Here is a 14,044-nt window from a genome sequence, read left to right as displayed (position 1 = left end):
ATGTGCGGTATAGCAGGAATCTTTGATCTTGATGGCCATCGCCCTATTAATCCTCAAATACTTTCTAAAATAAATAATGTACTAAGTCATCGAGGGCCAGATGACGATGGGGTATATATCGAACTTGGTGTAGGTCTTGCTCATCGCCGTCTTTCTATCATTGATTTATCTTCAGGACATCAACCATTAAACAATGAAAACAGTACAGTTTGGGTGGTTTACAATGGAGAGATTTACAATTTTAAAGGGCTTATGGATGAGCTCAAAAATCGAGGACACACTTTCCGAACTCAATGCGATACAGAAGTTATTGTCCATGCTTGGGAGGAGTGGGGCGAGCAGTGTGTCACTCGCTTTCGAGGGATGTTTGCGTTTGCTATCTGGGATCAAAATAAGAAAACCTTATTTCTAGCACGGGATAGGCTAGGGATTAAACCACTTTATTATACGGTATTACCCGATAGGCAATTTATTTTTGGCTCAGAATTGAAATCTTTACTTGCTTATCCTAATTTACCTCGTCAGCTCGATTATTTTGCGATAGAAGATTATTTTGCTTATGGATATATTCCTGATCCTCGCACTATTTTCCAAAACATTTATAAACTTCCTCCTGGTCATACGCTTACTTTGTATTCTGGCATTAAGGAGCCTAAACCAAAGCAGTATTGGAATATCACTTTCAATAAAAATTCAACTAGATCCGAGGATGTCATCGGAGAAACTCTAATCGAGAAGCTTCGAGAGTCAGTGGATATGAGAATGATTGCTGATGTTCCACTAGGTGCTTTTCTCTCTGGAGGAGTAGACTCTAGTGCAGTGGTTGCTATGATGGCAGGTCTCTCTGAACAGTCGGTACATACTTGTTCTATTGGGTTTTCTGATCCAAAGTTTGATGAAGCTTACTATGCTCAACAAGTTTCTCAGCGCTATCAGACAAATCATTATGACATGCAAGTAGATCAGAATGATTTTAGCTTGCTTGATCGATTAGCTGAAATTTATGATGAGCCTTATGCAGATTCATCAGCCATTCCTACCTATAGGGTATGTGAGCTTGCTCGACAACAGGTCACAGTAGCCCTTTCTGGTGATGGGGGTGATGAGTTATTTGGGGGCTATAGACGCTATCGATGGCATTTACGAGAAGAGAAAATACGAAATTTACTCCCCTTAAACCTTCGAAAACCTATATTTGGGTGGTTAGGGCAAGTGTACCCTAAACTTGATTGGGCACCTCGGATATTTCGAGGTAAAACTACTTTCCAAGCGCTTGCCCGGGATAGTGTCGAAGGTTATTTCAATAATATAGCTATCATTCCTGATCAATTACGAAATAGTTTGTTTAGCGAAAAAATGAAAAAAGAGCTACAGGGCTATAATGGAATAGAAGTATTACGAGACCACGCAAATAAGGGGCCTGATCATCCTCTATCTCAGATACAGTACTTAGATATGAAAACCTACCTACCCGGAGATATTTTAACCAAGGTAGATCGGGCCAGTATGGCGCATAGTCTTGAAGTACGAGTACCTTTATTAGATCACCCATTTGTAGAATGGGTAAGTAGTCTCTCTCCTGATCTCAAATACCAAAAAGGACAGAGTAAATATATCTTCAAGCGTGCTCTACGTCCTTATTTATCTGATGAAATTTTATATCGACGTAAAATGGGGTTTGCAGTACCTTTAGCTACTTGGTTTCGTGGGCCATTACGGAATCGAGTACAATCTGCAGTTACTGAGGGTAGCTTAGCAAATTCAGGTATTTTTGAAATGAAAGTGCTACAAAATATTGCGGATCAGCACCTTGCAGGACAGCGAGATCATAGCGCTCCTATTTGGGCTGTACTTATGTTTGAGTCGTTTTTACGAAAGAATTTAAGCTAGACTAGAAAACTAATATTAAAAACCACCATTATCTATATTAAAAAGTAAGAATAAATTTAGAATCTAGGATGAAAATTCTTCACATTCTTGATCATTCAATACCACTCCATAGTGGTTATACTTTTCGTACTTTAGCTATTTTAAAGCAACAGAGAATATTAGGCTGGGAACCTATTCAAGTCACCAGTACAAAACAAGGCAAATGCTCTGCTGATATGGAAGAAATAGAGGGTTTTCGATTTTACCGCACTTTACCTAAAGATAGCTTTCTAGAATCGGTACCTATATTAAGACAGCTCTCTGTTATTCAGAACCTTAAAAATCGCATCGTAGATGTTATTCGGCAGGAAAAACCTGATATTCTCCATGTGCATTCTCCATCGCTTAATGGGATAGCTGCCCTAGATGCAGGAAGAAAAAGAGGATTACCTGTGGTTTATGAATGCCGTGCTTTCTGGGAAGATGCAGCAGTAGATCATGGGACGCATCGAGAAGGAGGATTAAGGTATAAGTTAAGTCGTAACTTAGAAACTTATGTATTTAAGAATGCAAATGCTGTTACTACTATCTGTAATGGGCTAAAAGAAGATATTATCGCTCGAGGTATTTCAGCAGATAAAATTACTGTGATTCCTAATGGGGTAGATACGAATCGATTTTTAGTAGAAAAATCCCAATCCACTATCTCGGAAATCACTCGAGAATCTTTAAATTTAGGCAATGGTCCAATATTCGGGTTTATTGGATCATTTTATGCTTATGAAGGACTCTCCCTGCTCATTCAATCTATGCCTAAATTACTTGCTACTGAACCTAATGCTCGTCTTATTCTCGTAGGCGGAGGTCCAGAGGAGGAAAGATTAAAGATACTGGCTAAAGAGCTTTATCTTAATCAAGAGATTTTATTTACTGGCCGTGTTTCCCATACTGAAGTAGAGTATTACTACAATGTAATTGATGTACTAGTCTACCCACGACTATCTATGCGTTTAACAGAATTAGTGACCCCTCTTAAGCCTTTAGAAGCTATGGCAAAAGGGAGACTAGTTGCTGCCTCCAATATTGGAGGGCACCGAGAACTTATTAAAGATAAAGAAACAGGGTTTTTATTTCTGCCAGATAACTCAAAGGCATTAGTAGAATCCCTAATTTATATCATTAGAAACCGTGATGACTGGCCGAAAATAAATAAAACAGCACGGGAATTTGTAGAAAAAGAGAGAACTTGGGCAAAAAGTGTTTCAGGCTATCAGAATATCTATAACTCCTTAATTTAGTAATAATGAATAAGGACGAGCCAAAACTTCTTATTTTCACAACCCTTTTTCCCAGTTCAGCCCGACCTACTGCTGGGGTTTTTATTCGTGAGCGAATGTTTCGAGTAGGTAAATATTTACCTATTGTAGTTGTTTCGCCTACTCCTTGGTTTCCATTTCAAGGCATCATAAGGCTATTTCGCCCTAATTTTCGTCCTCCTATACCTAAACAGGAAGTGCAAGACGGAGTTGAAGTATATTACCCTCGTTTTTTTTCTATTCCTGGCTATGGTAGATGGCTAGATGGATGGTCAATGGCAATTTGCTCTGTTCCTATTTTATGGCGATTACGTTCAAGCTTTAATATTATTGATTCCCATTTTGCTTATCCTGACGGCTATGGAGCTACCTTACTTGGAAAGTGGTTTAAAGTTCCTGTGACTATTACGTTACGAGGTACTGAAGTTCCTTTATCTCAATTTTTTCTTCGTCGCTATTTTATGCTTCAGGGATTAAAAAATGCTGCACGAGTATTTTCAGTAGCTAATTCATTAAAGCAGCATGTAGTAAAGCTTGGCGCTAATCCTGAAAAAATTAAAGTAGTAGGTAATGGGGTAGATATCGAAAAGTTTTCTCCAATGCCAAAAATTAAGGCTTGCCAAAAATTATCTTTAGATCCTAATGGATTATTTTTAATTTCTGTGGGTGGATTGGTAGAACGAAAAGGATTTCATAGAGTCATCGAAGTATTACCTACTCTTAGAAAAAAATTTCCTAATTTACATTATCTAATCGTGGGTGGATCAGGACCTGAAGGAGATATGAGCATACAGCTTCAGCAGCAAGTTCAGGATCTTGGCTTAGGTAATGTGGTTCATTTTCTTGGCTCCATGGCGGAAAAAGAGCTGAAATGGCCCCTATCTGCTGCTGATGTATTTGTACTTTCAACTCGTAATGAAGGCTGGGCTAATGTATTTTTAGAAGCTATGGCTTGTGAATTACCAGTGGTAACTACAGATGTGGGCGGTAACTGTGAAGTGATTGCTGATTCAAAATATGGCATGATTGTTCCTTTTGGCGATTTAAAGGCGTTAGAATCTGCCCTAGATACTGCACTTAGCCAATTTTGGGATCGACAAGCGATCCGCGCCTACGCTTGTGCTAATCAGTGGGATCATCGGGTAAATGTGCTTATTAGCGAGTTTATAAGATTTTAATAAATAAAAATATGACACTATCTACCGCTTTTATTTCAAAAGTATTATTTCCGCTCCATGAGCATTTGAAAGGCCATACTACTGTTCAGGTTTTTGAAAAATTAGAAGAAACCCAATGGTGGTCTATGGATCGCTTAGTTGAATTTCAATCAATGCGGCTACAAAATTTAATTCAATATGCTTTTACCCATATACCTTATTACCAGAAAATTGCTAAAGAATCTCGAATAAAATCCCAAGATATCCGTTCGGCTAATGATTTAGCAAAATTACCGTTACTTACTAAAAGTATTATTAGAAATAATAGCAATGCACTTAAAGCTGATAATACCACTAAGCTAATTCGTTTTAATACTGGTGGATCTAGTGGTGAGCCCCTCATTTTTTATATGGGAAAAGAGCGAGTGAGTCATGATGTAGCAGCAAAATGGCGAGCTACTCGATGGTGGGGTATGGATATTGGCGATCCTGAAATAGTGCTATGGGGCTCGCCTATTGAGTTAGATGCACAAAATCGCTTGAAAAAATGGCGTGATCGTATTTTTCGAACTCACCTGCTCCCTGCCTTTGAAATGTCTCAAGATAATTTAAATTACTTTATTTCTGAGATAAAGCGGATACACCCTAAAATGCTTTTTGGTTACCCCAGTGCAATTTCCTATCTTGCATCCCACGCTCAAAAAAAAGGAATACAGGTTAATGATTTAGGAATAGAAGTCGCTTTTGTTACCTCAGAGCGACTTTATGATGATCAGCGTCATCGAATTGAGATGGTCTTTGGCTGTAAAGTAGCTAATGGCTATGGTGGGCGAGATGCAGGGTTTATTGCTCATGAATGCCCTGAAGGAAAATTACATATTACTGCTGAAGACATTGTTATAGAGATTATTGATTCTGAGGGTAATATTGTGCCCACAGGTGAATCTGGAGAGATTACGGTTACTCACCTAGCGACTCGAGATTTCCCCTTTATTCGTTATCGTACGGGAGATATAGGTATTCTAGATAATCAACCATGTGCCTGTGGTAGATCTTTGCCTGTACTAAAGGAAGTGCAAGGAAGAACGACCGATTTTATTGTTGCTTTTGACGGCACTGTGATGCACGGACTAGCACTGATTTATATCTTAAGAGATTTGCCAGAAATTGAATCTTTTAAGATTATTCAAGAAAGTAAAGAGAAAACAAGAATATTAATTGTACCTAATGCTCAATATAGTAATACTACTGAATCTGCTATTCAAAAAGGATTTAAAGATCGCCTTGGAGAAAATGTTGAAATTGTAATTGAGCAAGTTGAAAATATATTACCAGAACACTCTGGAAAATTTAGATATGTTGTTAGTCATGTAGCTACGTAGCTATTCCTATATAACAATAAAAATATAAAAGGGTAGAACAATTGCCTAGCGTTCGCAAAAATTTATTACTCTCATCGATACAACGCTATGCGTCAACGATTCTCGCATTGATTTCTACGATGATTCTTTCCCGAATCTTAACGCCAGAGGAAATAGGAATTTTCTCTATTGCGACTATCTTAGTTGGCGTAATCAATTCAGTACGAGAATTTGGAATTGGTGAATATGTGACTTATGAACCTAATCTAACTAAAGAAAAACTACGTACAGCACAAGGAATTGCACTATTAGTTATGTGGTCATTAGGGTTAATTATTTTAATTTTAGCCCAGCCTGCTGCAGAATTTTATAAAGAACCAGGGGTAGGTAGAGTAATGATAGTTTTATCAATTAGTTCTTTTCTTCTACCTTTTGGTAATGTCGTAATGGCCTATTGGCATCGAGAAATGGATTTTAATCGTACTGTCTCAATTAATTTAAGTGCACTTACAGTACGATTTATCTTCGTAATTATTCTCGCTTTGCTTGGGTTTAGCTATATGAGTATGGCTTGGGCTCAAGTAGCCAGTATGGTTACTACAGTTATCTTGGCTGCTTATTTTCGCCCAAAGTGGTTTCCAATACGTCCCTCTATGAAAGAGGCAAAATCTATTGCTTCTTTTTCATCCAAAGCAATGGGCATAAATATTACTAAGGAAATAAGCGATGGATCTACTGATCTAGTTCTTGGAAGATTGTTAGATGTAGCTGCAGTGGGGATATTTAGTCGTGCGTTGGGCGTTGTATCTCTTTTTCAGCTTATGATTGTTGAATCTGTCCGGCTTGTTGTTCAACCTTATTTTTCTGCATACAATCGCCAAGGTGGTGATATTGTATATCCATATTTAAAAACAATGACCTATGTTACTGGTTTAGCTTGGCCTTTCTATATAAATTTATTTTTTTTTGCTGATCCTGTCATCCAGTTATTATATGGATCTCAATGGTCATCTTCTGTTCCAGTAGCTAAAATTCTTTGTATCTCAGGTATTTTTCAGATATTAGTTGCTTTTAACCCAAATATTTGTATTGCATTAGGTAATCCAAGCCTACCCTTAAAAATTAATACTATCAGTGGAATACTTAAATTTTTTATCTTAATACTTATAGCTTCCCATGGGCTACAAATGGCAGCTATTGGTGTAGTAATCGCTACTATTATTGAAATTACTCTATGGGTTAATTTCCTAAAGACCCTTATTGTCATAGATACTATGCAGTATATTCAATCTCTTAATAAGAGTATGTATGTCACACTGATGAGTATAATACCAATTGTACTAGTGTGGTTTATATATAGAGATTTCACAAATATACCAGGTAGCAATCTTATCATAATAGCGTGTAGTATTTTGGGTATGTGGTTACTTGCTCTTCGGATAACGCAACATCCCCTATATCATGAATTAGCTCAAGTACCACCTATTTTATGGGAAAAGATCTTTTTTGATAAAAAGTGACTAGTTTATTTACCGCTTACCCTAAAAAATTCTGCTCCCTATTAAAAGGAAATAGATTATCTATCTTAATCTATCACCAAATCCTTTCTAAACCAGATCCCTTACGTCAAAGTGCACTAGATATTATTGAATTTGAGTGTCAAATGGCTATGGTAAAGAAGTATTTCTCTGTGTTATCGCTCAGTGAAGCTATAGAGCGGTTACATAAAAATAGCCTTCCCAAGTGCGCACTTTGTATTACCTTTGATGATGGTTACCGAGATAATGTCACAAATGCACTACCTATATTAAAAAGACATAATCTGTGTGCTAGTTTCTTTATTACTTCTAAGTACTTAGAGGGTGGTCAAATGTGGAATGATACAATCATTGAAGTAATTAGGAATAAACAGGGTGGCATCTTAGATCTAAATAAATATGGGCTTGGTAATCATAATTTAGCTACAATCAAACACTGTCAACAAGCACTAAAAGATATAATCCCTGAAGTAAAATATATGGATTATCTTATGCGACAAGAAGTAGTAGCCTATTTGTTAGATTTAGTAGATGAATTACCTTTAGAAGATTTCATGATGAAAAAAAATGACATCATCACGCTTAAAAAAGCAGGAATGGAGATTGGTGGTCATACTCGCAGTCATCCTATCTTATCTCAGATTTCATTTAAGGAAGCAAGGGAAGAAATTTATACTAATAAAGAGGAGTTAGAGGGAGTGCTAGGTGATCCTATCCATATTTTTGCCTACCCTAATGGTAGACCTAATATAGATTTCAATAAAAATCATATAAAAATGGTAAAAAATGCTGGCTATAAGGGAGCAGTCACTATAAGCCGAGGAGCAGCAAGATCTGCTATAGATTCTTATCAAATTCCAAGATTTACCCCATGGGATCGGACACCATTATGTTTTATGTTTAGGTTAATTCACAATTCATTTTACTATCAGCCTGAAGTATGTAAGTAATTATTTAAATAATTTAAGCAATGAGAGGAATTCAGGTAGAAATCATAAAAGATGAAAATCGATTTTCTAGCTTGAAACCCCAGTGGAATAAGTTAGTAGATCAAAATTCAGGTTCTTCTATATTTCTTTATCATGAGTGGTTTGATTCGGCTTGGCAATGGTGTTGTGTGGAGGGTGCAAAATTATGGATATTAATAGTATGGGAAGATTCAATACTCATTGGCATATGCCCTCTCATTCAATCTATCCAAAAAATACGAACACTATCCTTATCTGTAATTGAATTTTTATCTATTCCTGATACACAGCTTAATGATGTAATTATTGCTCCAAAAAAAGAAGAAATTGTAGCAAGTACTCTAGCTAATTGGTTTATAGAATACAAAAGTACATGGGATTTAATTAGTTTGGGAAAGTTGCCTACACCAGCTAATGCAAGTTTTTTACAGGAAGTATTTAAAGAGTTGGGATACTATCAATCAGTAAAAGAAGAAACAAGAAATCATTTCATTGCTTTAAAAGGTAGCTGGAATAGTTTTTACAAAGATTGTAGTAGGCGAATGAAAAAAGGAAATAACCTTGCTGCAAACCGCCTTACTCATGCTGGAGAAATAAAATTAGAATGGATACGAGAGTCATCACAAGTAAAACAAATGCTTCAATCTGTAATTAATTTATCTATATTAAGTTGGAAGAAAAAAGAGCTAGGAGCACTAAACAAAGAAGGACCATTAGCTTTTATTAAAAGACTAACGGAGCATGGTGCCTGTTCTCATTGGGTATCCATTTGGATTTTATACCTAGATAACATCCCTACTGCCTATGAGTATCAACTTATCCACAAAGATAATATTTATGCACTTAGGTCAGATTATGATACCTCTAAAGCTTGGTTATCTCCAGGCACTTATCTCAATTGGAAAATTATCGAACAATTATTTCAACAATCATTAATCCGCTACTATTTTGGTCCAGGAGATAATGCATATAAATTACGCTGGACAGAAACTGCTGAACCTCTAAAAAAAATATGTATATATAATAGAAATGTTACTGCTCATATATTTTATTGTCTTGAAGAACAGATAATACCTAAATTAAGGTATTTACGTAACTTAATTAATAAACAACTACTTCATAATTAAGGAAATTAAGGAAATTAATGATGAGAGGATTATGGGGTTGGTTTCAATACCATCTTAAATCAAAAAACGAGAGTCAATATTTGTTGTCTAGTATGGCTCAAAATCATATCTCAGAAAGCGATTCCGCAACCTTCATTCGAGAATCAATAGCAATCGCAGGACATTTTTCGAACCATACTTTAATAGAAGAGCAAAATGGTTTAGTAATTGCTATTACAGGTAATCCTTACTGGGAAGATAAACGTTTACAGAAAAACGAGTTAAATATCTTAGTAAATGATTTTAAGCACTATGGAATAAATGCTCTTTCTAAACTCAAAGGATCTTTTGTCTTAGCAATATTTAATAATCTTAAAAAAGAAGCATTTCTTGCAATAGATCGCTACGGTACTTATTCTCTTTGCTATACAACAATAAATGGATCTTTAATTTTTGGGCCTACACCTGCGGAAATAGCAATACACCCTATAGTAAATCCAGAAGTAGAGAATCAATCACTATATAATTATTTATATTTCAACATGATCCCTTCTCCTGCAACAGTGTATCGTGGGATTTACCGGCTACCACTCGGGCAGGTTTTACACTTCTATCAGGGAAAAGCAGAAGTACAACCCTATTGGTATTATCAATTTAAAGAGAACGAAAAATTACCATCGCAAGATGATCTAGGAAAATCTTTACAAAAAATACTTAAAAAAGCAGTAGCCCGATCTGTAAGAGACGAAGACAAGCATTCTGTAGGTGCATTTTTAAGTGGAGGCACAGATAGTTCAACAGTAGTAGGGTTTTTAGGGGAAGTTACAGGACAGCCAGCACGAACCTATTCTATTGGTTTTGATGCTCATGGCTATGATGAAACTAGCTATGCTCAGATTACTGCTCGTCATTTTAAAGCTGATCACCATGAATATTATGTAACAGCACAAGATATTGTTACGATAATTCCAAAAATAGCCCATATTTATGGGCAGCCTTTTGGAAATTCATCCGTGGTTCCCACTTATTTTTGCGCTCAACTTGCTAAAGAGGATGGAGTAAATTGTTTACTAGGAGGCGATGGGGGAGATGAATTATTTGGTGGAAATAGTCGTTATGCAAAGCAATGGTTATTTTCTCTGTACGGTAAAATTCCAGAAATTTTAAAAAAAACTACAATAGAACCAATTATCGAGGCGTCTTTTCTAGAGAAGATGCCAGGAATTACAAAATTACAGAGCTATATTAATCAAGCGAAAATATCTATGCCAGATAGGCTTGAATCCTATAATTTACTTCATAGAGTAGGGGTAGAGAGTATTTTTTCTAAAGATTTTCTTAATTCTATTGATCAGCAATTCCCTCTACAACATTTAAGATCCCTATACAATGAAGTTGATGCCAAACAGCTTACTAATCGTATGTTAGGTCTTGATCTTAGAATCACAATTGCTGATAACGACTTACCTAAAGTGATTGGTATGTGTAATGCAGCTAATATTGATGTAGGGTTTCCTATGCTAGATGAAGAGTTAGGTGATTTTGCTGCTTGCTTACCAGCCCATTTAAAAGTTAAGCGTACTCATCTGCGTTATTTCTATAAAGAAGCCCTTAGAGGATTTTTACCTGATGAAGTCATTGCAAAAAAGAAACATGGTTTTGGGTTACCTTTTGGTATTTGGCTGAAAGATTATCAACCTTTACAGTCACTGGTTAGTGCTAGTTTGGCAAATCTACGAGATCAGAAGATTATTCAGCCTTCATTAATTGATGATCTTATTGGTACACGTCTTAATGATCATGCAGCCTATTATGGAAATTTAATATGGATTTTGGTGGTTTTTGAACAGTGGATGCAATATGAAATAGAAATAAAAAATAAGCGAGCGCAAATAAAAACTCAGCTTATGCTTCTAAGCAAAGAAAGTAAATCCTAGAGGCTCTATTTATGAAGAGTACACAAAGCATTTCTATAGAAAATAGCTCAGAAAATTATCCTTAGCATTTTAAGCTTGTTAATAAGTAGAAAATTAAGCTTGTACAGAAATCTCTCTTTAATAAAGAGAGAATATAGAATTTAAAGCAGCACTGGAGTTTCACTAATAAATAAATATTTACCATCATGAAAATCCTCGTACTTTGCGATCGTTTTCCTTTTCCATTACAAAATGGTCAAAATCTACGTATTTACCATTATGTAACTCATCTCTCAAAAAAACATCAATTTGATCTAGTTTGTTATGGTGACAATGAGATTCCCTTTCCATTAAGAAAATTATTCCATAAAATCAAAATTTTTCCCAATCCAAGATTGACCTTAAAAAAAGAAAGATCCTCTTTGATCGACTTAAAAGGAAAATTCTCAATAGTAAGTTATAAAAGTCAAAAGATGACCTCTTGGCTACAAGAAAATATGTCTTGTCAAAATTACGACTTATTATGGATGTCAGGTGTAGGGGCTGCAGCGAATTTACCAAAAGTAAAAAAGTTACCTTTTCTTGCAGATATTATAGATAGTGGTCTTCTAACATATTGGCGATCTCTACGCACAGCACCAACCTTAGAAAAAAAAATACGAACAGGAAAGCGCCTTATTCAAGAAGTAATCTTTGAGTATTCTTATTTTAATAAAGCTGATTCAAGTATTGTAGTTAGTGAATTAGATGCACGCTATTTACGATGGTCTTGTCCTCAAGTTCCTATATCTACTCTCCATAATGGAGTAGATGAAAATTATTTTTTTCCAGATTTTAAAAAAACGGATCCCGCTACTATTATTTTTGAAGGATCTATGGAATTTCCTCCTAATGTTGATGCAGCCTGCTTTTTAGTACAAGACATTTTACCTCATATAGAAATAGAAATTCCTGATATACGAGTTTTACTAGTTGGGAGAGATCCAACACCAGCTGTACTAGCTTTAGCAAAAAGTAATGTAACTGTCACTGGTTTTGTAGAAGATATAAGACCTTATCTCACTCAAGCTACTGTATTCGTGTGCCCGATGAGAACAGGAGCTGGAATAAAAAATAAGTTGCTACAGGCTTGGTCGATGGGCAAACCTATTATTGCTTCACCTTCTGCTATAGGGGGGCTTTTTGTTCAGGAAGGAGAAAATATTCTTATTCGATCAGGTGCTAAGGAAATAGCAAATGCGATTGTAAAGGTGATAAAAGATAAGGTATTACACCAAAAATTAGCTGAAGAGGGGCGAAAAACTATCTGTATGCACTATACATGGGAGCAAAAATCTAAAGAGCTAGATTCTATATTTCATTTCACTGTGAATACATTTCATCAAAAATAATGGGTATTCGAGATTTAGTCATTCTAGCAGTGTTTATTCCCCTTATTCCTATGAGCTTTATGCGAGCTTGGATTGGTATATTAGCATATACTTGGGTTAGTTATATGAATCCCCATAGAATGAGTTGGAATATAGAAAGATTTCATCTAGCCCTCATTATTGCTATTGCAACTATTTTAAGTATATTTGCTGCAAAAGATCGCAAATCCATTCCATGGACGAGGGAATTAGCTATAGTTGCTATCTTTATAGTTTATTTTGCAATTACTAGTGCCTTTGCATGGTACCCAGATGTTTCTCTTGAATATTATATAGAGTTTATTAAAACGCTTGCGTTTGCTTTTATGATGACAATGATGATTTATGGTCAAAAGAGAATTAGGGTCTTTATTTTAGTAATTATTGGATCTTTTGGCTTTTATGGAGTAAAGGGAGGGATCTTTACAATCCTTACTGCTGGAAATAATACAGTATGGGGACCACCAGGTTCGTTTATCGGGGGAAATAACGAAATAGGACTAGTACTAATAATGATAGTGCCTCTTGCTGCTATGGCTGCTCGCACCGAAGAAAATAAGTGGGTTCAAAGATCTTTACGTGTAACTGCTATTTTATCTGCTATTGCTGCAATTGGTACTTATTCTCGAGGAGCATTACTCGGATTACTAGTTGTGTGCTTCTTCCTTTTTTGGCAATATAGAAAATATATTATTATTGCTGCCTTAATAGCTCCTATAGTTTTTTTAGGGGCAAAAAAGTTCATGCCACAAAAATGGTTAGAACGCCAACAAACCATGACTAGTGAAGAAGGAGCAAAAGGGGACGAATCATTTATGCAACGTGTTCAGGCTTGGGGAGTTGCATTTAATGTAGCTAAAGAACGTCCCTTCTTAGGAGGAGGATTTTCATATGATGTTGCTTCTATCACACGTAATCCTCAGTGTTGGTTTGATCATGCGTTTTTCATACAGGAATGGGTTAAAGGGAATAGACCTCGTCCTGCTCATAGTATCTACTTTCAAGTAATGGGAGATCATGGGTTTTTGGCTCTTTTTTTATTTATATTATTGCTATTAAGTATTTATTTTCGTTTAGGAAAGCTATCTAAAACCAATCTCCCTAGTGAGGGACAATATATAAAAAATTATGCAAAAGGTGCACAAATTGCTATTGCCGGTTTTTGTATATCTGGTACTTTTTTAAGTCTTGCTTACTTCGATTTTTTATATGGATTAGTTGCTTTTGCTGCTATATTACAAAGAGAATCGGATGAGTGGCAAAGTCAGGCTATCACTACAACAAACGGTAAGAAAATAAGTAAGAAGATATCTATCGCTAGTACACATAAAAAGCCTTTAGTTCCTGGAGTAGTAAAAATAAGAAAACTAGATAGGAATAGAAATAAATTATAAAAAATATTAA

10 protein-coding genes are annotated in these 14,044 nt (G+C 35.8%); all 10 read left to right on the top strand.

Annotated features, from left to right (window positions below; all coding sequences use genetic code 11):
- Positions 1-1,890 (top strand): XrtA/PEP-CTERM system amidotransferase, encoded by a 1,890-nt coding sequence (locus tag NSCAC_RS06565; protein WP_197744027.1) that lies wholly within the window; start codon positions 1-3, stop codon positions 1,888-1,890.
- Between the two features lie 68 nt (positions 1,891-1,958).
- Positions 1,959-3,167: a TIGR04063 family PEP-CTERM/XrtA system glycosyltransferase gene (locus tag NSCAC_RS06560; RefSeq protein ID WP_197744026.1), complete on the top strand. Its 1,209-nt coding sequence runs from the start codon at positions 1,959-1,961 to the stop codon at positions 3,165-3,167.
- A gap of 5 nt (positions 3,168-3,172) precedes the next feature.
- Positions 3,173-4,363, top strand: coding sequence for a glycosyltransferase (locus NSCAC_RS06555; protein ID WP_197744025.1), 1,191 nt, complete (start codon positions 3,173-3,175; stop codon positions 4,361-4,363).
- Between the two features lie 11 nt (positions 4,364-4,374).
- Positions 4,375-5,724, top strand: coding sequence for a phenylacetate--CoA ligase family protein (locus NSCAC_RS06550; protein WP_197744024.1), 1,350 nt, complete (start codon positions 4,375-4,377; stop codon positions 5,722-5,724).
- A gap of 41 nt (positions 5,725-5,765) precedes the next feature.
- On the top strand, positions 5,766-7,223 hold the full coding sequence (locus NSCAC_RS06545) for a lipopolysaccharide biosynthesis protein (protein WP_197744023.1): 1,458 nt from the start codon (positions 5,766-5,768) through the stop codon (positions 7,221-7,223).
- A complete protein-coding gene (locus NSCAC_RS06540; protein ID WP_197744022.1) occupies positions 7,220-8,191 on the top strand; it encodes a polysaccharide deacetylase family protein in 972 nt (323 codons plus the stop codon). Before NSCAC_RS06545 ends, NSCAC_RS06540 begins: the two co-directional genes overlap by 4 nt.
- A gap of 20 nt (positions 8,192-8,211) precedes the next feature.
- Entirely contained in the window at positions 8,212-9,336 is a 1,125-nt protein-coding gene (locus tag NSCAC_RS06535; RefSeq protein WP_197744021.1) for a GNAT family N-acetyltransferase, read from the top strand.
- A gap of 17 nt (positions 9,337-9,353) precedes the next feature.
- Positions 9,354-11,252: an asparagine synthetase B family protein gene (locus NSCAC_RS06530; RefSeq protein ID WP_197744020.1), complete on the top strand. Its 1,899-nt coding sequence runs from the start codon at positions 9,354-9,356 to the stop codon at positions 11,250-11,252.
- Between the two features lie 185 nt (positions 11,253-11,437).
- The gene (locus tag NSCAC_RS06525; protein WP_197744019.1) at positions 11,438-12,622 is read left to right on the top strand and encodes a glycosyltransferase family 4 protein; all 1,185 of its coding nucleotides are present in this window, start codon (positions 11,438-11,440) and stop codon (positions 12,620-12,622) included.
- Positions 12,622-14,034 (top strand): putative O-glycosylation ligase, exosortase A system-associated, encoded by a 1,413-nt coding sequence (locus tag NSCAC_RS06520; protein ID WP_197744018.1) that lies wholly within the window; start codon positions 12,622-12,624, stop codon positions 14,032-14,034. Before NSCAC_RS06525 ends, NSCAC_RS06520 begins: the two co-directional genes overlap by 1 nt.
- The last annotated feature ends 10 nt before the right edge of the window (positions 14,035-14,044 follow it).

The sequence above is a fragment of the Candidatus Nitrosacidococcus tergens genome (genome assembly GCF_902810445.1).
Classification (GTDB): Bacteria; Pseudomonadota; Gammaproteobacteria; order Nitrosococcales; family Nitrosococcaceae; genus Nitrosacidococcus; species Nitrosacidococcus tergens.
The sequence above is the reverse complement of the archived record's forward strand: the minus strand, read 5'-3'. Positions and strand labels throughout refer to the sequence as shown.

Bases quoted from the DNA above. Each gene is read 5' to 3' on its own strand.
- NSCAC_RS06525 (WP_197744019.1), top strand. From the start codon at position 11,438: ATGAAAATCCTCGTACTTTGCGATCGTTTTCCTTTTCCATTACAAAAT.
- NSCAC_RS06530 (WP_197744020.1), top strand. From the start codon at position 9,354: ATGATGAGAGGATTATGGGGTTGGTTTCAATACCATCTTAAATCAAAA.
- NSCAC_RS06560 (WP_197744026.1), top strand. From the start codon at position 1,959: ATGAAAATTCTTCACATTCTTGATCATTCAATACCACTCCATAGTGGT.
- NSCAC_RS06565 (WP_197744027.1), top strand. From the start codon at position 1: ATGTGCGGTATAGCAGGAATCTTTGATCTTGATGGCCATCGCCCTATT.
- NSCAC_RS06550 (WP_197744024.1), top strand. From the start codon at position 4,375: ATGACACTATCTACCGCTTTTATTTCAAAAGTATTATTTCCGCTCCAT.
- NSCAC_RS06520 (WP_197744018.1), top strand. From the start codon at position 12,622: ATGGGTATTCGAGATTTAGTCATTCTAGCAGTGTTTATTCCCCTTATT.
- NSCAC_RS06555 (WP_197744025.1), top strand. From the start codon at position 3,173: ATGAATAAGGACGAGCCAAAACTTCTTATTTTCACAACCCTTTTTCCC.
- NSCAC_RS06535 (WP_197744021.1), top strand. From the start codon at position 8,212: ATGAGAGGAATTCAGGTAGAAATCATAAAAGATGAAAATCGATTTTCT.